Origin of the sequence: Caballeronia sp. SBC1 (genome assembly GCF_011493005.1) — a bacterium.
GTDB lineage: Bacteria > Pseudomonadota > Gammaproteobacteria > Burkholderiales > Burkholderiaceae > Caballeronia.
Map to the genome: position 1 here is coordinate 20,229 of NZ_CP049159.1, position 19,992 is coordinate 40,220.

Consider the following 19,992-nt stretch of genomic DNA (forward strand, 5'->3'; position numbering starts at 1 on the left):
TCCATGCGCTTTAACGGCAAAACCACGAGCAACCTTAGGGTGGACAAAAACAATCTTGTCCATCCGCGGGTCATGATTGAGCGCGGTAGGCCATGTCGAATATGCCGTCACACTAATGTGGACTAGGAAAAAGACGTTGGAGGGATACGCCAGTCGCACGATGTAGGCTTGAGCGTCGTACTTCCAGGTAAGTCTTTCAGTCCGGAAACCTTGGGAGGCGACAATGATTGGGGTTTCGTTGCAATAAGACGGCTATCCTGGCGGCGACCCAAACCCTTAGTTGAGTCGCTTCAACTGACCGTCATCTGAGGTAGGTCGGAATCCGTGGACGCCAACGGGTTAAGCAGCGATTTTACTCAAATGGAATCGCTGCGTGAAAGCTGCCGGCGACAGATAGTCCAGACGCTCCTGTGTGCGCTGCCGGTTATAAAAGATCTCGATGTATTCCGTGACTTCTTTGCTCGCCTGATCGCGGGTCGCGAACTTGCGATGATAGACAAGTTCATTCTTCAGTGAACCCCAGAATGATTCGATGGGTGCGTTGTCGAAGCAATTTCCACGTCTGCTCATTGATGCCTGCATGCCGAACTGTTTGAGCAGATTCTGATAGGCGTGGGCGCAGTACTGACTACCGCGATCAGTATGTGTATCAGGCCCGTCGGTGGCCGGTGTGAATATTCCACGCCAAAGTGAACAGGGATTCCACGGCAAAAAGAACACGAATTCCACGGCAAAGTTAACGCCGATTCCACGGCAAAAAGAACAGGGTTTCCACGCCATCGCGAACAAGAATTTAGGGTGGCGGCGACGCGGGTCAACGGTGGCACGATCGACAGTTTTGTCGGGAGTGCCGAATGGCAAATGTCAGGTTGACCATGCGCAAAATCAGGGAAGTGCTGCGGTTGCATTTCGAGTGTGACCGCAATCAGAGGGAAATCGCCGACGCGGTCGGTGCCTCGACGACGACGGTGTGGCATTACCTGCGCCGCACGCGGCTGGCAGGGTTGAGCTGGCCGCTGCCACCGGAACTGCTGACAGACGACGCGGCGCTCGAGGCGAGACTGTATCCGCCGCCGGCGCGGCGCGAGCCAACGCGCGGCATGCCGGACTGGCCGACTGTGCATCGCGAGATCGGCAGGAAAGGCGTCACGCTCGATCTGCTGTGGCAGGAATACAAGGCGCAGCATCCGGACGGCTGCGGCTACAGCTGGTTCTGCAAGGCTTACCAGGAATGGGCGCAGCGGCTTCCGGTCACGATGCGGCAAACGCACGTGCCGGGCCAGAAGCTGTTCGTCGACTACAGCGGCAAGAAGCTGGGCATCATCAACCCGGACACCGGTGAAATCCGCGAGGCCGAGCTGTTCGTCGCCGCGCTCGGCGTGTCCGGTTTTACCTTCGCGGAACTCACCTGGACGCAGCAGTTGCCCGACTGGATCGGTTCGCACGTGCGCGCCTTCGCGTTCTATGACGGCCTAGTCGAGATCCTGGTGCCCGACAATCTGAAATCGGGCGTCCACAAGCCGGGGTTCTACGATCCGGACATCAATCCAACCTACCAGGAAATGGCCAGGCATTACTCCGTGGCTGTGATCCCGGCTCGCAGTAAAAAACCGAGGGACAAGCCGAAAGCAGAGCTGTCGGTCCTCCTGGTGCAGAGATGGGTCCTCGCCCGCCTGCGCAACCAGCGCTTCTTCAGCCTGGGCGAGGCTAACCGGGCGATCGCCGCGTTACTGAGCGATCTGAACAACCGGCCCTTTAAGAAGCTGCCTGGCTCACGCCGTAGCGTCTTCGACGAAATCGATCGCCCGGCACTCAGGCCGTTGCCCGAGCAGCCCTATCAGTACGCGGAGTGGAAGGTCGCGCGTATCGGCCCGGACTATCACGTCGAGCTAAATCAGCACTATTACTCGGTGCCGTATCGCTACGCGCGCGAACAGGTTGACGTGCGCCACACGATCAACACCGTCGAGATCTTCCATCGCGGCCAACGCATTGCCGCTCACGGCAAAAGCGCTCGCCGTCGTTACCACACCACGATCGACGCGCACATGCCGCCGGAGCACCTTGCGCTCGCCAGGGGCTGGGATCCGGAGCGGCTGCGCAACTGGGCCGCCGACATCGGCCCGCATACGGCAGCCGTCATCCAGCACCTGCTGGGTGCCCGCAAGCACCCCCAGCAGTCGTATCGCACCTGCCTGGGCGTGCTGCGCATGGGCAAGGACTACGGGCGCGACCGGCTCGAAGCTGCCTGCCGCCGCGCTATCGATCTGAAAGCGCCGAACTACAAGTTCATTGACTCGACGCTGAAGAACGGCCTGGACCGGGAGCCCGAACCCGCTACTGACGTTGCCCGCGAATTTCGGATCCCTTAACTGAGCGGAGATTATGCCACCCGTTTGTTCTGGGCGGCGTACCAGTCCCGCTCGAATTGCATCGGGCTGACGTAGCCCAACGTCGAGTGCAAGCGCGAATGATTGTAGAAGCTCAACCAGTCGATTACCTCGTCCATCGCTTCCCGACGCGTTGCAAAGCGCTGGCCAAGGATGCGTGCTCGCTTGAGCGATCCCCACAAGCTCTCGGTCGGCGCGTCCCAACAATTTCCTCGACGGCTCATCGAGCTGCGCATGCCGTAGCCCTTAAGCAGGTCCTGGAAGTCACGACTGCAATACTGGCTACCGCGGTCGCTATGGACGATCAGGCCCGCTTCCGGCCGGCGGCGAAACCACGCCATACGCAGCGCGTCAGACACCAGCTCCGTGCGCATGTGTGGTTGCATCGACCAGCCCACCACCTGACGGCTGAACAGGTCGAGGATGACGGTCAGAAACAGCCAACCCTCGTGCGTCCAGATGTACGTGATGTCCGTAGTCCAGACCTGATCGGGACGCGCGGGAGAGAAGTCTCGTTGCAGCAGGTCCGGTGCGACCGGCAGGCTGTGGTTGCTGTCTGTCGTGACCTTGAACCGGCGTTTGGTCTTCGCCTTGATGCCGTGCAGCTTCATGAGCCGCTGGACACGATCCTTGCTGACGCGAATGCCCTGGGCCAGCAGTTGCTTCCACACGCGCGGCCAGCCGTACTAGCCTTTGGATTCAGCATGCACTGCCTTGATGTGCACCAGCAGAGCGTCGTTGCTGATGCGTCGGCGCGCTCGGTCAGTATCGACATCACGCGCCTTGCGCGCGTGGTAACCGCTGGGGCTGACACCCAGCACCTGGCAGGTCAGGGACACCGGCCATTGTCGGCTGTGAAGCTCGATCCAGGCGTACTTCATGCCGACACCTTTGCAAAGTACGCCGTGGCTTTTTCCAATATGTCGCGCTCCATCTTCACGCGTGCCAACTCCGCGCGCAGCCGGGCAATCTCCATCTGTTCTGAAGAAACCTGTTTGCCTGCGCCGTTCAGCTTCCCCGCGGCATCGGCCTTCACCCAGTTGTGCAGCGTCTTCGGGCTGATGCCCAGTATCTTCGCCACTGCCGCCATGCTCTGGCCGCCGCGGACCATGCGCACGGCTTCCAGCATGAATTCCTGCGTATATCGAGCTCTCGGATTACCCATCTTTCCTTCCTCCTTGCCTGAGTTTTACACACTCAGCAAGGGATCCATTTTTTGCGGGCAAGCTCACCCGCTACCGGGCAGGCCGACCTGCCGCTTGTGCATGCCAATGTGCGCGGACCTTCGTACTACCACTGAAGCTGAAAGGGAGTCTATATGCTGCATCATCCCACTGTCGACAAAGTGCACGCGCTGCGCCTGCCCGGCATGGCGGCGGCGCTTGCCGAGCAACAGTCCCAGGACGGCATTGACCAGCTGGGCTTTGAAGAACGTCTGGGGCTGCTGGTCGAGCGTGAATCCAGTGAACGTGACTCGCGACAAACGGCGGCCCGGCTGCGCCGGGCCAGACTGAAGGTGCCCGACGCGTCGCCCGAGGACATCGACTATCGCACCGCCCGCGGCCTGGACCGGGCGCTCACCGCCCGACTGCTGAGCGGTGAGTGGCTTCGGCAGAGGCAGAACCTGATCCTGGTTGGCCCGACCGGGCTCGGCAACAGTTGGCTGGGTTGCGCCTTCGCCATCCAGGCGTGCCGCCAGGGGTTCTCCGCCTGCTATCTGCGCGTGCCGAAACTGAACGAGGAACTGGCGATCGCACACGGCAGCGGGCGCTACGCGCGGTGGCTCGCACAACTTGCAAAGACGGATCTCGTGATTCTCGACGATCTGGCAATGGCGCCTCTGACCGATTCCGCGCGGCGCGATCTGCTTGAGGTTCTTGACGACCGTCACGGGCACCGTTCCACGCTCGCTACCTCCCAGATCCCGGTGGACCACTGGCATGAGGCGATCGGCGAACCCACCGTCGCCGACGCGATCCTTGACCGGCTAGTGCACAACGCTCATCGCATCACGCTCGCGGGCGAATCGCTACGCAAGACGCGCAGTCGATTGACCGCAAAGCCGCAGTCCGAGTAAAAAGGTAAAGGTCCCGCGTCGCTACGCTCCGTTTGTTCGCGATGGCGTGGAATCCTTGTTCTCTTTGCCGTGGAATCACGATTCACTTTGCCCAGGAATGGCCGTTCTCTTTGCGTGGAATACGCAGGCCGGTGCGACGCGACGGCCCGAAACAGCGCCTGCATGACCAGCTGTTTTGTCATGCGCTCGCTCATGGCATAGCCGACGATCTCTCCGCTAAACAGATCCTTGAGGCCGGCCAGATACAGCCATCCTTCATCGGTCGCGATGTAGGTAATGTCACCGCACCAGGCCTGATTTGGTGCGCTCACACTGAAGTCCTGGTCCAGGATGTTCGGTGCGACTGGCAGGTTGTGCGTCGAGTTGGTCGTCGCTTTGAACTTGCGCTTTTGCTTGCAGCGAAGGCCGAGCTTTGCCCGCAAACGCTTGATGCGGTGAACACCAATCTGGACACCGTGGTTCGCCAAATCCTTCTGTAGCCGTTCCGGGCCGAAGGTTTGTCGGCTACGCTCGTGAGCTGCACGCACCTGCGCTTCGAGCCTAGGCGCTTGCTGATCGTGCAACGACAGCGGCCGTTTGCGCCAGGCGTAGTAGCCGCTGGTGGACACGCCCAGGAACCGGCACATCGGCGGCACGGGGTACTGCTGTCGCATCTGCTCAATTACGCCGTACTTCACCGCGACTCCTTCGCGAAGTACGTTGCAAACTTTTTTAACAAATTACGCTCCATCTTCACTTCTGCGAACTCCCGCTTGAGCCGGCCCAGCTCCGCCTCGATCTCAGTCAGTGGTTTCTGGGTCTGCCCGACGTTCTCCAGCTTGCCGTCCTTTGCGGCGCGAACCCAGTTCGCCAACGTCTTCATCGATATTGACACTCGACGTGCAGCTTCAGACACGCCGACGCCGTCAGTCATTGCCAGCTTTACTGCTTCTTCACGAAATTCCTTCGTGTACACAGCCTTCGGGGTTCGCTTCATCAGTGCCTCCATTCCTCAATTCTACGGAATGTTGGCATCCACTTTTTTCAGCCGACCTCAATCGTAAACCCATTCCGCTTCATGGCACTATCCATTGGCCCTCCCATTCGTTTCCGGTGCGGGAGTAACGCGCACGCTTGTGGGCAGCGGGCACTGACAAGTCCAACACCTCGAGTGTTTTCAAGCTGACCCGAACAATGCAGAAATTTTGATAGCCAGCGAGGTTGATATCGTGCCCATCCGATTGCGCGGGGTATGCATCATCAGGGCGGTCGATAGACGTGCCGGGAGGAACTGGAGTTCGGTAGAGAACAAGACTGCGCAAACGGCTCGCGTCCCACGCCCGTTTTTTATCCGTCCCTTCAGTTAGCACTGATGCAACGCCTTCCAGACGAAGCTGGACCATACCCTCGGGGTCGTATCCAACGAGGGCTATTCGCGGGTCGGCGCGTATTTCAGCAGCCTTCTCGGATCGGACGTCCGTGTAGAAGTCAATAACGTGCTCCGCCTCATAAACGTAACGCAAAATAACATTCCTAACTGACGGTGCGCTGCTCCTGCCAATCGTCGCTGCCTGCATGACTGTGAATGGTGCCCTCCCGTCGCTAGCTCCCGCGCGGAGATAGTCCCACGCCCGGCATTGAACCTGTATTAGCGTCACATTCGGCTCCTTCTTTAAAAAATTCACGTTAGACACCATGAGCATGCGATCGGGCAACTGCAAAGCCGATGTCAAGCCCCAAGAGGCGCGTGACAATCATAGATCTTCGCGGCTTGATGTAGAAACTACTCCCCACAGGTGACTGGCAGCAGTTCTATGGGCTGAATTTCTTCAAAAGCTGGACGGATTTTCGCAAAGCTTTCGTGAAGCGATGCCACGCGCGCAAAGCGCTCCCCAAGTTGTTTTCGGTAAAAAGCCGGACGCAGTGGATGTCGCTCCAGTGCTAAATATTGCCGGATCGGTCCGAAGCTCGACAGGGACGCTTGCGTGCGTTCGGGATCACGAAAACCACGCACGCGGCGCTCCCGATAATTTTTCATCAGGTTGAAACGATAATGAAACGATAATATCGATTCACCGATAGCATATTTCGTTATAACATCGTTTCATATGCCGGAGAAAAGCAGATGAACCAAGTAGACGAATCGGAAACGCCGAGATTTCGAAGTGGAGCTGTGGCAAGAAGAGCAAACATGCCCGTCGCAACACTTCGCATATGGGAACGCCGCTACGAAGTTGCGCCGTCGGCTAAAACCGATACGGGCCACCGGCTCTATTCCGAAGAAGATGTAAAGCGCATCGTGTTGCTGAAGGTACTGGTCAACCTCGGTCATGCAATCGGATCCATCGCCAAGCTCAACATCGAACAGCTCAAGGAAATCGCCGGCCACGCTGAAGCTGACATGCGCGGCCCTCCTGGACTCCGGAAGTGGAACTTGATCATCATTGGCAGCGTGCCGATAGGCCGGTTGAACGGAAACGGATTGACCCCCCCCGCTGTCGTGTTTTACAACACGCTGGAAGAAGCCCAATCTCGTGCCACTTCAAGAGCCGAAGCATTGCTGGTGCACATAGCGTCGCTACAGGAAGAAACCTCACAAGAGATCCTGCATCTTGCTAAATCGCTCAAAGCTGACGCAGTCACCGTTGCATACGGATTTGGAACAACCATAGCGATCGAAGCACTTCGCTTTGCGGGCGTCCGGCTGCATCGTGAATCGTTAGGAATATTGGATATTCCCCAGATAGTCGACGACTTGTTTCAGCGTCTACACGCTGCAGATTTCCAATGGACACGGGCGCCGCGTCGTTTCTCCGATAGCTCCTTGCTCGCGATCGCCAGCTTATCACCCACCATAGCTTGTGAATGTCCGCGCCATCTCGCTGAACTCGTGATGAAACTGTCAGATTTCGAAACCTACAGCGACGAGTGCGTATCCAGATCACCAGCCGACGCCGCGCTGCACCGCCATCTTGCCGATGTCGCCAACAGAGCGCGTTCAATGATCGAGACCGCGCTTGAGCGCGTGTCCCGCGCAGAAGGACTCAAAATCGGCGATGAGCCGCAAGAAAATTCGTCTGAAAACCAAGTCTGAACTTAAAAACATGGATCAACTCGTGCACGATCTTTCCGATACTCTACTCGATGAGAACCCGGCGCCGGCCTACCCGGATGAGGGGGTACCGCTTTCGCAGCGAATCAGGAGCCGGTTGACCGATGCCGGCGTGCGTTATCACGCAAACGACAACATCGCGCCCTACCTCAGAGCGGGCGAGCTCGACCTTCTTCAGCAAGAAGTAGCGAGCAAGATGAAGGATGTGTTGCGCTCGTTGGTCATAGATCTTGAGGCAGATCACAATTCACGTGACACGGCACAGCGGGTCGCAAAAATGTTTATTCGCGAAGTCTTCGCGGGCCGTTACGAGGCTGCGCCGCCACTGACGGAATTCCCCAATGTCGAACATATAAATGAATTGCTGATCGTAGGTCCGCTTCGGGTCCGGGGCGCGTGCTCCCATCATCTCTGCCCGATCATGGGCCGGATCTGGATTGGTGTGATGCCAAACGAAAATTCGAATCTAATCGGCTTATCAAAGTACGCGAGGTTGATCGACTGGGTGATGAAGCGACCGCAAATTCAGGAGGAAGCCGTTTCGCAAATTGCCGACCTTCTGGAACAAAAGCTGAAGCCGGACGGACTCGCAGTCGTTCTTGAAGCAGACCACTTTTGCATGCATTGGCGCGGGGTCAAGGATGATCAATCGAAAATGGTTAATAGCATCATGCGCGGCTCCTTTCGTCGAGACCCGGCGCTAAGGAATGAATTTCTGACTTTGCTTCCCCAGCGCGACTAGGCCTCTGGCGTCGCAATGCAGTTTGTCAGTATGGAATCAGGAGCAGTCAATGGAAACGGTCTGGATCACGGGCGCGACAGGGGCAATAGGGTCAGCGCTAGCGCGTCGTCTTGATGCGCGGGGCGTCAACGTCGTGCTGAGCGCGCGCGATTCAGGCAAGCTCGAAGCGCTTGCCGCTGAACTTAGCCCCGGGGCCCTTAGCGTCGTCGCAGATGCGACCGATGCCTCTTCATCCCCGAACGTTCTCAAGATCGCAGAAGAACGCTTTGGACCCGTGACCGGGCTCGCGCACTGCGTGGGTTCGATCCTGATCAAGCCGCTTCATCTCACCACTCCTGAAGAGCTCGACACTACAACGAAACAGAACTATTTGAGCGCGTGGCATGTGCTACGCGCGTTTGTCATCGCACAATTGAAACATCGCGAACACGCAAGTGCGGTCCTTGTTGGTACGGTGGCGACGAGATCCGGATTTGCCAATCACGAGGCTATTGCAGGCGCAAAAGCAGCAGTTGCGGCGCTCGCGGCGACCGCAGCAGCGACGTATGCCGAACGAAACATCCGCATTAATTGCGTGCACCCTAGTCTCACAGCGTCTGCCATCTCGGCGAAATTCACGCGGACAACGGAGGCGGCTGAGCGGATGGCAAAGCTCAATCCGATGGGACGGCTGGGCACCGGCGACGACACGGCGGCACTTATCGAATTCCTGCTCAGTAAGGACGCGGGATGGATCACTGGCCAGCAAATTGGTGTCGACGGTGGACACGGAGCGCTTCAACACACGGTGAAAGCGTGACCCCTTTGCCGACCACCAATACCGCACTCCCCAGATCACTGGGCTATGCCGGGCTCATTCCGTTCGTTGGCCTGGCGTTGCTCGTGCATACGTCTGGTTCACACCTGAATTTTCTCAGGCACGCATTACTCGCCTACGGGGCGTGCATTGTGTCTTTTGTTGGCGCTGTGCACTGGGGAATCGGGATTTCGACGTCAAGCAAGAACCGTCCTGGCCTTGGATGGAGCGTTGTGCCCTCGATAGCAGCGTGGGTCGCACTGAGCATCGACAAATCGGGATCGCTTGTCGCGATGGCGGCCGTACTCGTAGGGTGTCTCGCGGCAGACTTGAGATTTTACAAGGCAGGCGAGCTACCACGCTGGTATTTTCAAATGCGCATTTCACTCACCACGATCGGCGCACTCTCTTTAATTGCCGGAATGTTATGAGGCGGGCTTGGGTAGTGAGGTCACCGGCATGCCCGTTGTATCGGCTACGCGGCACAGATTCTCTGGAGAGTGTAAAGAATGGCTGCAATTAAAACGTCCCTGCCGCGTCGCCGTTTCGACGTAGTTATCGTAGGTGCAGGTGGTTCCGGCATGCGCGCGTCGCTGCAACTCGCTCGCGCGGGTCTGTCGGTCGCGGTGCTTTCGAAGGTGCTCCCAACGCGTTCGCACACCGTTGCGGCCCAAGGCGGTATTGGCGCGTCGCTTGGCAACATGAGCGAAGACAACTGGCATTATCACTTCTACGACACCATCAAGGGCTCCGACTGGCTCGGTGACCAGGATGCGATCGAATTCATGTGCCGTGAAGCGCCGAACGCGGTTTACGAACTCGAACACATGGGCATGCCGTTCGACCGCAACGCGGACGGCACGATCTATCAGCGTCCGTTTGGCGGCCATACGGCGAACTACGGTGAAAAGCCGGTGCAGCGCGCTTGCGCCGCCGCTGACCGTACCGGCCATGCGTTGCTGCACACGCTTTATCAGCAGAACGTCGCAGCCAAGACGCACTTCTTCGTTGAATGGATAGCGCTGGACCTGATCCGCGACGCCGACGGCGACGTGCTCGGCGTGACCGCCATGGAAATGGAAACCGGTGACGTCCACATTCTCGAAGGCAAGACCACGTTGTTCGCCACGGGCGGCGCGGGCCGGATCTTCGCGGCATCGACTAATGCGTTTATCAATACCGGCGACGGACTCGGCATGGCGGCTCGTTCGGGCATCGCTTTGCAGGACATGGAGTTCTGGCAATTCCACCCGACCGGTGTAGCGGGCGCGGGCGTGCTGATTACCGAAGGCGTGCGCGGCGAAGGCGGGATTCTGCGTAACTCGGACGGTGAGCGCTTCATGGAACGCTATGCGCCGACGCTGAAGGATCTGGCGCCGCGCGACTTTGTTTCCCGTTCGATGGACCAGGAAATCAAGGAAGGCCGCGGTGTCGGTCCGAACAAGGACCACGTCTTGCTGGACTTGTCGCATATCGGCGCCGAGACCATCATGAAGCGGCTGCCGACGAGCCTCCTCGAACGCATAAAGGACAACGATGAGGTAGCGTTTCAGCAGTTGTACAAACTCGCTTTTACCCCCCTCTTCAGAGTGGCGCTGCGTATCACGCGAAAGCGCGAGTGGGCCGAGGAAGTCCTGCAGGAAGTCTTTTTCAAAGTATGGCGTCAGGCAAAATCGTACGATCCTGAGTTATCTTCGCCAATGACCTGGATGTTCACAATCGTTAGGAACCAATCTCTTGACATGGTCCGTCGAACTCCGCGCACCGAAGCACTGCCTGAAGACTTCGACTGCGTTGACACGTCAGTCGACGCTCTTCCTGAAATGGCGCTGCAGCGGGCGCTCGAGGCTACACACCTTTCCGTCTGCCTGGCACATCTGAAACCCATGCAACGGCAGGCGATTGCACTTGCGTATTTCAAGGGCCAGTCGCATTCAGAGATCGCTGAGTCGCTGGCTGTCCCTCAGGGCACAGTGAAATCGTGGATTCGCCGCAGTCTGGCTTCGCTAGGATTTCTATTGGAATCGGCGGAGCTGAGCGACGACGCTTCGCTTTGTGCGTGCACCCAACGCGACCTGGCCAAACGGAACAACATCGTTTTTCCTGAAGGCCGAAGTCAATGAAGATAAGTGGGTCTATTGAGATGGACCCGGTGGGTCAAGTATTTGAACAATATCGTTGAGCAGGACCATCGGGCTACCAAACGCCGAGCTAGGCCCATGATGGGTTTCAAGAACTTTCGCTGCACCCGCATCATCCTGTCCGGAATCGAAGCGATGCACATATCAGGAAAGGGCAGATGAAAGTTGATGGCATCGCGCGAACCGCTGCCGAACAGTTCTATTCGTCAGTCATGTAGGTATCCATACCATGACACAATTTTCTCGCCTTGCCTATCTTATCGCGATACAACCGAGGAATCTGCTACGGGCTATGCCCGCTGCGGATTGCTCAGCGCATCGCCTCCGCTTAGCAAAAGTGACGAACACCCAAGAAACCAACATACACTTATTCTGGCTGAGCGCGCTCACACAACGCGGCCAAGGCCCGCGCCCACCGCGGGTCATCGTTCAAACATGGCACCAGAACCAAATCTACGCCCCCCGCTGCGAGGAACTGCTTTCGACCTCGGTCGCCGATTTCCTCGAGCGTCTCGATGCAATCTGCAACAAATGCCGGGCACATCACCAGTAACTTTTTTACTTCCCGTCTCGCGAGCTCGTCGAGTCGCGCCTCCGTGTAGGGTTCGATCCACTTTGCCCGTCCTAGCCGCGATTGAAACGACACTGACCATTTATTATCAGGGATGTTCACCAGCTTGGCGAAGCTCGCGGCCGTGCGCATGCATTGCGCGCGGTAACACGAGGCCAGCACATTGGGCGGCGCATTAAGACAACAATCTCTGGTACCGAGGCAGTGATGGCCGGTGGGATCGATCTTCTTCAGGTGTCTTTCGGGCAAACCGTGGAAGCTCAGAAGCAGATGATCAAAATTGTGGGTCTGTAGCCAAGGCCGCGCGCTCTCGGCCAGCGCGTCGAGGTACTCAGGCTGATCGTAGAATGGTTGTACCAAGGAAAACTTCATCGACAATCTCTGCTCGCGGACCACCGTTGTCGCCTCTTCGATTACGGTGGTCACGGTGCTATCGGCAAACTGCGGATACAACGGCGCTAAGGTAACATTTCTGATGCCCCTCGCGGCAAGCCGTGTCAATACTGACTTGATCGAAGGTTCGCCATAGCGCATGGCTACTTCCACAGAACCTTGGGTCCATCGGGAACGCATGGCTGATTGGAGGCGCCGGGTCAGCACCACCAGCGGCGAGCCTTCGTCCCACCATATAGAGGCGTATGCATGTGCGGATTGCTCTGGCCGCTTTATTAAGATGAGCGACACCAGAAGTCTCCGTACAGGCCATGGCACATCGATGACGTAAGGGTCCATCAAGAACTGGTTTAGATAGCGGCGAACATCTCCCACCTCGGTGGATGCAGGTGAGCCAAGGTTCACGAGCAATAGGGCATGCTCAGTCATACATGGCCCTTAGCGAATTGAACATTTCGGATTCCTGCACGAATAATCATTGAATAAAAGCTAGGAAAAAGGCGAGAACGGAAATTTTCCGTAATGCGAAGAGTCAAGCGACAATTAGGCAGCGCGGCGCACCATCAATTCTTTGATCTTGCCAATAGCCTTCGTAGGATTCAGTCCCTTCGGGCAAACATCGACGCAATTCATGATCGTATGGCAACGGAACAGACGGTACGGATCTTCCAGGTTGTCGAGTCGTTCTCCCGTCGCTTCGTCACGGCTGTCCGCAATGAATCGATAGGCTTGCAACAGGCCCGCCGGACCCACGAACTTGTCCGGGTTCCACCAAAAGCTCGGGCATGCAGTCGAGCAGCTAGCACACAGAATGCACTCATACAAACCGTCAAGCTCGTCGCGTTCTTCAGGCGTTTGCAGACGCTCTTTTTCCGGCGGCGGCGTGTCGTTGATCAGGTACGGCTTGATCGAGTGATACTGGTTGAAAAACTGCGTGAAATCGCAAATCAGGTCGCGCACAACGGGCATGCCCGGCAGCGGACGCAGCACAATCTTCTGCGGCAGGTCGTTCATGTTCTGCAAACAAGCCAGGCCGTTCTTGCCGTTGATGTTCATGGCGTCCGAACCGCACACGCCTTCACGGCACGAACGGCGGAACGACAGCGTTTCGTCGACCGACTTCAGCTTCAGCAGCGCGTCCAGCAACATGCGCTCGTGCGAGTCGATCTCGATCTCGTACGTCTGCATGCGGGGCGCCGCGTCCTTGTCCGGATCGTAGCGGTAGATTTCAAAAGTACGCTTTGCCATTTCGATTCCTTTGCCTTAGAAGGTACGCGCTTTCGGCGGCACCGATTCGACCGTCAGCGGCGTCATGTGCACCGGCTTGTAATCGAGCTTGTCGCCTTCGCTGAACCACAGCGTGTGCTTCATCCAGTTGTCGTCGTCGCGAACTTCGAAGTCGCTGTGCGCATGCGCGCCGCGGCTTTCCTTGCGCGCTTCGGCCGAGATCATGGTGGCACGCGCCACTTCGATCAGGTTTGCGAGTTCCAGTGCTTCGACCTTCGCCGTGTTGAACACCTTCGACTTGTCTTTCAGGTGCACATGCTTCACGCGCTCGGACAATTCCTTGACCTTGTCCACGCCTTCCGACAGCAGCTTCGACGTACGGAACACGCCGGCATGCGCCTGCATGGTCGCGCGGATGTCGTTGGCGATCGACTGCGTGTATTCGCCCGACGATGAGTTCTCCAGCACGGCGAGGCGTTCAAGCGCAGCGTCGGCGGCATCGGCCGGCAGCGGCTTGTGTTCCTTCATGTCCAGCGCATGCTTGATGATGTGGTTGCCGGCCGCGCGGCCGAATACCACCAGGTCCAGCAGCGAGTTCGTGCCAAGGCGGTTCGCGCCGTGCACCGACACGCACGAACATTCGCCGACCGCGTAGAAACCGTTGACCGGCTCTTCGTAGCCGCCCTTCAGCGTACCCACGACCTGACCGTGAATGTTCGTAGGAATGCCGCCCATCTGGTAATGGATGGTCGGCACGACCGGGATCGGTTCCTTGATGCAGTCCACGTTCGCAAACTTCATCGCGATCTCGCGGATCGACGGCAGCCGCTTCATGATCGTCTCGGCGCCGATATGCGACAGGTCCAGCAAGACGTGGTCCTTGTTCGGACCTACACCGCGACCTTCCTTGATTTCCTGGTCCATTGAACGCGAAACGAAGTCGCGCGGCGCCAGATCCTTCAGCGTCGGCGCGTAACGTTCCATGAAGCGTTCGCCGTCCGAATTGCGCAAAATGCCGCCTTCACCGCGCACACCTTCGGTAATCAGCACGCCCGCACCGGCCACGCCAGTCGGGTGAAATTGCCAGAATTCCATGTCCTGCAAAGCGATGCCCGAGCGGGCCGCCATGCCAAGTCCGTCGCCGGTATTGATGAACGCGTTGGTCGATGCCGCGAAGATCCGGCCCGCGCCGCCCGTGGCGAACAGCGTGGTCTTGCCTTCGAGAATATGGACGTCGCCGGTTTCCATTTCCATGGCGGTCACGCCGAGCACGTCGCCGTCGGCGTCGCGGATCAGGTCCAGCGCCATCCATTCAACGAAGAAGTGCGTCTTGGCCGCGACGTTCTGCTGGTACAGCGTGTGCAGCAACGCGTGGCCGGTACGGTCGGCGGCGGCGCAAGCGCGTTGCACCGGCTTTTCACCGTAGTTCGCCGTATGGCCACCGAACGGGCGCTGATAGATCGTGCCGTCCGCGTTGCGGTCGAACGGCATGCCCATGTGTTCGAGTTCGTAGACTGCGTTCGGCGCTTCACGGCACATGAATTCGATCGCATCCTGGTCGCCGAGCCAGTCGGAGCCCTTGATGGTGTCGTAGAAGTGGTAGTGCCAGTTGTCTTCGCTCATGTTGCCGAGCGACGCGCCAATACCGCCTTGAGCCGCGACAGTGTGCGAACGCGTCGGGAATACCTTCGACAGCACCGCGACGGACAAACCCGCGCGAGCGAGTTGCAGCGACGCGCGCATGCCGGAACCACCTGCACCCACGATAACTACGTCGAAACGGCGACGCGGCAGGGACGTTTTAATTGCAGCCATTCTTTACACTCTCCAGAGAATCTGTGCCGCGTAGCCGATACAGCCGACCAGCCAAAGGATCGTCGCCACCTGCAGGAACAGGCGCAAGCCGACCGGCTTGACGTAGTCCATCCAGATGTCGCGAATGCCGACCCACGCGTGATAAAAGAGCGAGAGCAAGGCTACGAAGGTGGCGAGCTTCATCCATTGCATGGCGAAAATGGATGCCCAGCCGTCGTACGAAAAATCACGTGCGCCGAAAAACCAGAACAGCAGGACCAGCGTGTACAGGGCCATCACGACGGCGGTAATGCGTTGCGCCAACCAGTCGCGCAAACCGTAGTGCGCGCCAACGACGAGACGCTTGGGACCGATTCGATTGTTGTTATTCGCTGCCATTCTCAGAAGGCTCCGAAGAGTTTAAGCGCAACGACGATTGTCAGCAGAGATGACACCGCGAGCACGACGATGGACGTCTGCTTGCCGCCTTCCTTGCTCACTGCACGGTGGGTATCGAGCAGCAGGAAGCGGATGCCTGCACAAAAGTGGAACAGGAAGGACCACGAAAGCACGAGGACGACGATCTTGACGAGGGGATTGGCGAGAAAGCCCTTGAAGGCGTCGAAACTGATCTCCGACGTCAGGCTTTGGTCCAGCAGATAGAGCAGAAATGGCAGCGATACAAACAGAAGCAGACCACTGATCCGGTGAAGAATGGACACCTTTCCCGCTAGTGGCAAGCGGTAGGTTGCTAGCTGAGCAATTCCGATATTCCGGTACTCAGGTCTTGGTTTTTTTGCGGCTTCAGCCATGCTAGACCCCTCCCTTACTGACAAGACACCACCTGCTAGCGACATCGCAGTGCACCCGCTTGCTCGCCCGCGACGCCTTATTTTGTCGCATCGGTGATATGCTGTCCAATATCTATCGGGTCTTTCTGAAATAGCTTAAACAGATAACGTATGGAATTACGCCATATTCGATATTTTTTAGCAGTCGCTGAAGAGCGCAACGTTACGCGCGCGGCTGAACGGCTGGGCATTGGTCAGCCGCCACTTAGTCAGCAAATTCATGCTTTGGAGAAGGAAATCGGAACGCGGCTGTTTCGCAGAACTGGGCACGGCGTGGTTCTAACCGAGGCTGGTGACGCTTTTGCGATCGATGCGAAAAGGCTTCTTCAAGACGCACGCCAGGCTGTCGAGAAGGCGCAGAGCGCCGCTCGTGGAGAACTGGGTCAACTTAATATCGGGTTCACCGGCTCGGCTGCCTTCAACCCAATCGTATCGAAGCTGATTCAAGCCTACCGACAGTCATTCCCCAGCGTTAGGCTAACCCTCGCTGAGGGCAACACCGTTCAACTTCTTGAATTCCTGCACGACGGCAGCATCGATGTTGCTTTTGTTCGCCTGGGAGGACAGTCGCCAACTGGCGTTCAGTTAGACCACATTGCTACTGAATCGATGAAGATCGTTCTTCCGAGCACCCATCCACTGGCCCAAAAACGGCGGGTCGCGCTCGCAGACCTTTCTGAAGATCCGTTTGTTTTGCTTCCACGCGCAGTTAGTCCTACGCTACATGATGTCATCCTAGGCGCTTGTCAAAACGCAGGCTTTGTTCCACGCGAGGGGCAGCAGGCACCACAATTGTCGTCAGTGGTAAATCTTGTTGCGGCAGGATTCGGAGTCTCGTTAGTACCCTCATCTGTTTGTCAAATTCGAATTGATGGCATTACGTACGCCGAGGTGCTCCCTGGAAACGTTTCAATTCGCCTCGCATTAGCTTCGCATTCAGAGCCTAGCGACGTTAAAATCCGCAACTTTCTCGCGATCGCTCGAAGGTTACCTGCTAACGAAAAAGAACTCATTTTTGAGACATCTTGAAACATCGCGAACCTTAGCTCACGAGCTAAGACCCGGTCACTTTGAGTGATCCCGTGATTACAGAAGCGATGTATGACGTGCAACCGTTTAGCCGGTTTGCCATGACGGATAACCGCCGCATGCGGCTACCGGACGAGGGCACGAGCCTGTCGCTCGGGCACCTACTAGAGACACAAACTGCCGCCCTGACGCCGGAGCAGTCAACGCGTTCCTGCGCGGCAAAGGGCTGCTGCTCAAAGCGGGCAAGTCCGAACTACGGTCGTTCTGAACAACGCTATCACTGAACGTCCTTTGTGAAGTCACTCACGCCTTTCAGCATCGGGTTACCACTTGCCCTCGTACGCTAAAATGAGGCTCGCACTAGTGGGCCGTAACGCTTGAATCGGGAGTGATTCGACGCGAAGGATCGAAGTACTTCCACTTGATGGGCTTAGGTTGTTTGTTGTAGTGGCGGATATAGCGCATGAGCTTGCGCTTGAGATCAGGCACGGACGTGAAGACGCCACGCGCAATGACATCGCGCTCAATCTTGGCGAACCACAGTTCGACCTGATTTAACCAAGACGAGTATGTTGGAGTGAAGTGCATATGAACGTTTTTGTGTTCGTCCAGGAACGCATCGACTTGCTTGGTTTTATGAGCTGAGAGGTTATCGGCGATCACATGAATGTCTTTGCCGCGAGGTTGATTTGCCACGATGTCTCTGAGAAAGGCGACGAATTCAGCTGACGTGTGACGAGTTGCAGTCTTGCCCAGCACTTCGCCGGTCTGAGTGTTGAAGGCCGCGTACAAGGACAACGTGCCATGCCTGAAATATTCGAATCCGTGACGCTCTGCGCGCCCGGGCGAAAGCGGCAATACCGGGTCTTTGCGATCCAGCGCCTGAATTGCGGTCTTCTCATCGACACAGAATACGGCAGCGTGTGCGGGCGGATCCAAGTACAGCCCGATCACGTCAGCCGCCTTGGTCTCGAAGTCCGGATCATTAGAGGCAAGATAGCCCTCGAGTCGATGCGGTTTGATGCCGTGCTTTGTCCAAATGCGCGCCACCGTCATATGCGAGATATCGCCCAACTCCGCAGCCAGTTTGCGCGAAGACCAGTGCGTCGAGCCGTCCGTCGGATTATGTTTGATAGTGCGCGCCAGCACGCGCGCCTCGATACGGTCCGTCACCTTATAGCGCTGCCGGCCGGCATGGCGGGCAAACAAACCCGCCAGCCGGTCCGTGCTAAAACGCTTGCTCCAACGATCAATGTAACTGTCGCTGCAGTCGAGCTTAGCGCGGATCTCTGCCCAAGTTCGACCTTCGGCCAGCAGCAAAATCAAGCGCGCCCGGCGAGCCGAATCTGCGCGAACTGTCCTTGCCTTGGCCTGCGCCTCGAGTTCCAGTCGTTCACTATCAGTCAGTGTCATCACGTCCCCCTTAAACATGATGATACTTCCTTTATAAGTGTTACAGTCCACTAGGGCCTCTAGCTCATGTTTGGGGTGCACTCAGGATACGGGCTTTTTCGTAGGTCAGCGGTGTGGTGGTCTAATTTCCTCGGACAAGTCGATAGGAGGACAATCCTGAAATCGATGAGGAATTGAGCTAGATGACAAGAAGGCGCCGACAATTTGACGCCAGCTTCAAGCTGGAAGTGGTGAGGATGATACGAGACCAGGGGCTATCGCTCAGCGAGGTTTGCCGGTCGATGGAACTTGGTGAGACAGCTGTGCGTCGCTGGGTGGCGCAGTACGATGCCGAGTCCAGCGGGGGGGCTGGCGTGGGCAAGCCACTGACGGCCGAGCAGCAGCGCATTCGCCAGCTTGAGATGGAGAACCGGCAACTGCGCGAGGACAATACGCTGCTAAAAAAAGCATCGGCCTTCTTTGCACGGGAACTGAAGTGAGTTACCGCGTGGTAGCCCACTTGCAACAGGAGGCCGTATCGGTCAGTGACGCCTGTCGGGTTTTGCAGGTGAGCCGCTCTGGCTACTACGCGCACCGGCGTGCCAGGCCGAGCGTAAAGCGTCTGCAAGAACAGACTCACGTCAGGGCGGCATTCGCCGCCAGCGGCGCGAGCTACGGCAGCCGGCGCGTGATGCATGCGCTGCGTGAGCAAGGGCTACGTATTGGGCGCCACAGGGTGCGTACGCTGATGCGCGAAGCGAGCCTGCGCACGAGCTGGAAGCGCAAGTTCGTGTCGACGACCGACAGCAGGCATACGTTACCTGTGGCCGCGAATGTGCTCGACCGTCAGTTTGACGTGGCCGAGCCCAATCGCGCGTGGGTTTCGGATATCACGTATATCCGCACGGCCCAAGGCTGGCTGTATCTGGCGGTCGTGCTGGACCTGTACTCACGCAAGGTGGTTGGCTGGTCCATGGCGCCCACTATGCCGGCCGGGCTAGTGATATCGGCCTTGAACATGGCGCTGCAGCAGCGCCGCCCAGCACCGGGACTGGTACTGCATTCAGACCGGGGCAGCCAGTACGCGAGTGATGAATACCAAGCCTTGCTTAAGCAGCATCACGTGATTTGCAGTATGAGCCGCAAGGGAAATTGCTGGGACAATTCGGTGATGGAGAGATTCTTCCTGAACCTGAAGATGGAGCGCGTTTGGCAGCGCCGATACGCCAACCACGACGAGGCACGGCGCGATATCAACCAGTACATCGTCAGTTTCTACAATGCCGTACGCTTGCACTCGACTTTGGGTTATCTGTCGCCCGCTGCCTACGAGGCAAAACCGACAGTAAAAGAACCTATCTGCCTGTCCGAAATAACTTGACCACTACACGGTCCGGAAAACCTTGTCCGATAGGGCCTCTCCCCCCTATGTGTACCGATCACCTACGTTGCCGGAGCTGATGGTAACTTCTCAATAACCCGGGGCGAGCGCCAGCAT

At 57.6% G+C, this 19,992-nt stretch carries 17 protein-coding genes and 5 pseudogenes; 11 read left to right on the forward strand and 11 right to left on the reverse strand.

What is annotated here, in order from left to right; translation table 11 throughout:
- Window positions 1-339: 339 nt before the first annotated feature.
- A pseudogene (locus tag SBC1_RS35040) lies at window positions 340-668 on the reverse strand (IS3 family transposase); the annotation flags it as partial.
- Between the two features lie 186 nt (window positions 669-854).
- On the opposite strand from SBC1_RS35040, the gene istA reads away from it, so the two are divergent.
- A complete protein-coding gene (istA, locus tag SBC1_RS35045) occupies window positions 855-2,372 on the forward strand; it encodes an IS21 family transposase (protein WP_165105900.1) in 1,518 nt (505 codons plus the stop codon).
- Window positions 2,373-2,383: 11 nt separating this feature from the next.
- On the opposite strand, the pseudogene SBC1_RS35050 reads toward istA, so the two are convergent.
- A pseudogene (locus tag SBC1_RS35050) lies at window positions 2,384-3,555 on the reverse strand (IS3 family transposase).
- 153 nt (window positions 3,556-3,708) lie between these two features.
- Here SBC1_RS35050 and istB point away from each other — a divergent pair.
- Entirely contained in the window at window positions 3,709-4,467 is a 759-nt protein-coding gene (gene istB / locus SBC1_RS35055; RefSeq protein WP_165105898.1) for an IS21-like element helper ATPase IstB, read from the forward strand.
- 125 nt (window positions 4,468-4,592) lie between these two features.
- Here the strand turns inward: istB and SBC1_RS35060 are convergent.
- From SBC1_RS35060 to SBC1_RS35070, 3 genes and pseudogenes are all read right to left on the reverse strand, one after another.
- Window positions 4,593-5,443 (reverse strand): annotated as a pseudogene (locus SBC1_RS35060) (IS3 family transposase); the annotation flags it as partial.
- Window positions 5,444-5,522: 79 nt separating this feature from the next.
- Window positions 5,523-6,149: a pyridoxamine 5'-phosphate oxidase family protein gene (locus SBC1_RS40715; RefSeq protein ID WP_371826769.1), complete on the reverse strand. Its 627-nt coding sequence runs from the start codon at window positions 6,147-6,149 to the stop codon at window positions 5,523-5,525.
- An 80-nt stretch (window positions 6,150-6,229) separates the two neighbouring features.
- Window positions 6,230-6,484 (reverse strand): hypothetical protein, encoded by a 255-nt coding sequence (locus SBC1_RS35070; protein WP_370469718.1) that lies wholly within the window; start codon window positions 6,482-6,484, stop codon window positions 6,230-6,232.
- Window positions 6,485-6,571: 87 nt separating this feature from the next.
- Here SBC1_RS35070 and SBC1_RS35075 point away from each other — a divergent pair, with 87 nt between their 5' ends.
- The 7 genes and pseudogenes from SBC1_RS35075 to SBC1_RS35100 all read left to right on the forward strand — a co-directional run.
- Complete coding sequence (locus SBC1_RS35075) at window positions 6,572-7,540, forward strand: MerR family transcriptional regulator (protein WP_165105893.1); 969 nt, start codon at window positions 6,572-6,574, stop codon at window positions 7,538-7,540.
- A 10-nt stretch (window positions 7,541-7,550) separates the two neighbouring features.
- On the forward strand, window positions 7,551-8,300 hold the full coding sequence (gene folE / locus SBC1_RS35080; RefSeq protein ID WP_165106612.1) for a GTP cyclohydrolase I: 750 nt from the start codon (window positions 7,551-7,553) through the stop codon (window positions 8,298-8,300).
- Window positions 8,301-8,349: 49 nt separating this feature from the next.
- Window positions 8,350-9,099, forward strand: coding sequence for an SDR family NAD(P)-dependent oxidoreductase (locus SBC1_RS35085; RefSeq protein ID WP_165105890.1), 750 nt, complete (start codon window positions 8,350-8,352; stop codon window positions 9,097-9,099).
- Window positions 9,030-9,527 (forward strand): DUF3429 domain-containing protein, encoded by a 498-nt coding sequence (locus tag SBC1_RS40720; RefSeq protein ID WP_370469717.1) that lies wholly within the window; start codon window positions 9,030-9,032, stop codon window positions 9,525-9,527. Before SBC1_RS35085 ends, SBC1_RS40720 begins: the two co-directional genes overlap by 70 nt.
- A gap of 78 nt (window positions 9,528-9,605) precedes the next feature.
- Window positions 9,606-10,604 (forward strand): annotated as a pseudogene (locus tag SBC1_RS40200) (FAD-dependent oxidoreductase); the annotation flags it as partial.
- Window positions 10,587-11,219 carry an RNA polymerase sigma factor gene (locus SBC1_RS40205; protein ID WP_241202512.1) on the forward strand — a complete coding sequence of 211 codons (633 nt, stop codon included), beginning with the start codon at window positions 10,587-10,589 and terminating at the stop codon, window positions 11,217-11,219. The pseudogene SBC1_RS40200 and the gene SBC1_RS40205, both read left to right, overlap by 18 nt.
- 27 nt (window positions 11,220-11,246) lie before the next feature.
- A pseudogene (locus SBC1_RS35100) lies at window positions 11,247-11,455 on the forward strand (DDE-type integrase/transposase/recombinase); the annotation flags it as partial.
- Window positions 11,456-11,604: 149 nt separating this feature from the next.
- Here SBC1_RS35100 and hemH read toward each other — a convergent pair.
- The 5 genes from hemH to sdhC all read right to left on the reverse strand — a co-directional run bounded on the left by hemH (window position 11,605) and on the right by sdhC (window position 16,034).
- Window positions 11,605-12,630, reverse strand: coding sequence for a ferrochelatase (gene hemH / locus SBC1_RS35105; protein WP_165105884.1), 1,026 nt, complete (start codon window positions 12,628-12,630; stop codon window positions 11,605-11,607).
- A gap of 114 nt (window positions 12,631-12,744) precedes the next feature.
- Window positions 12,745-13,449, reverse strand: a complete 705-nt coding sequence (locus tag SBC1_RS35110) for a succinate dehydrogenase iron-sulfur subunit (protein WP_165989152.1) — start codon at window positions 13,447-13,449, stop codon at window positions 12,745-12,747.
- Window positions 13,450-13,464: 15 nt separating this feature from the next.
- A complete protein-coding gene (sdhA, locus tag SBC1_RS35115; RefSeq protein WP_165105877.1) occupies window positions 13,465-15,243 on the reverse strand; it encodes a succinate dehydrogenase flavoprotein subunit in 1,779 nt (592 codons plus the stop codon).
- A gap of 3 nt (window positions 15,244-15,246) precedes the next feature.
- A complete protein-coding gene (sdhD, locus tag SBC1_RS35120; RefSeq protein ID WP_089162203.1) occupies window positions 15,247-15,621 on the reverse strand; it encodes a succinate dehydrogenase, hydrophobic membrane anchor protein in 375 nt (124 codons plus the stop codon).
- A gap of 2 nt (window positions 15,622-15,623) precedes the next feature.
- Window positions 15,624-16,034: a succinate dehydrogenase, cytochrome b556 subunit gene (gene sdhC / locus SBC1_RS35125; RefSeq protein ID WP_165105869.1), complete on the reverse strand. Its 411-nt coding sequence runs from the start codon at window positions 16,032-16,034 to the stop codon at window positions 15,624-15,626.
- A gap of 150 nt (window positions 16,035-16,184) precedes the next feature.
- On the opposite strand from sdhC, the gene SBC1_RS35130 reads away from it, so the two are divergent.
- A complete protein-coding gene (locus SBC1_RS35130) occupies window positions 16,185-17,102 on the forward strand; it encodes a LysR family transcriptional regulator (protein ID WP_165105865.1) in 918 nt (305 codons plus the stop codon).
- Window positions 17,103-17,462: 360 nt separating this feature from the next.
- Here the strand turns inward: SBC1_RS35130 and SBC1_RS35135 are convergent, their stop codons facing one another.
- The gene (locus tag SBC1_RS35135) at window positions 17,463-18,515 is read right to left on the reverse strand and encodes an IS630 family transposase (RefSeq protein ID WP_165105861.1); all 1,053 of its coding nucleotides are present in this window, start codon (window positions 18,513-18,515) and stop codon (window positions 17,463-17,465) included.
- A 182-nt stretch (window positions 18,516-18,697) separates the two neighbouring features.
- Here SBC1_RS35135 and SBC1_RS35140 point away from each other — a divergent pair.
- Window positions 18,698-19,875, forward strand: a protein-coding gene (locus SBC1_RS35140; RefSeq protein WP_241202421.1) for an IS3 family transposase whose coding sequence is annotated in 2 segments (ribosomal slippage) — window positions 18,698-18,965 and window positions 18,965-19,875 — 1,179 coding nt in all. Because the reading frame shifts where the segments join, the coding sequence is not laid out codon by codon here.
- Window positions 19,876-19,992 lie beyond the last annotated feature (117 nt).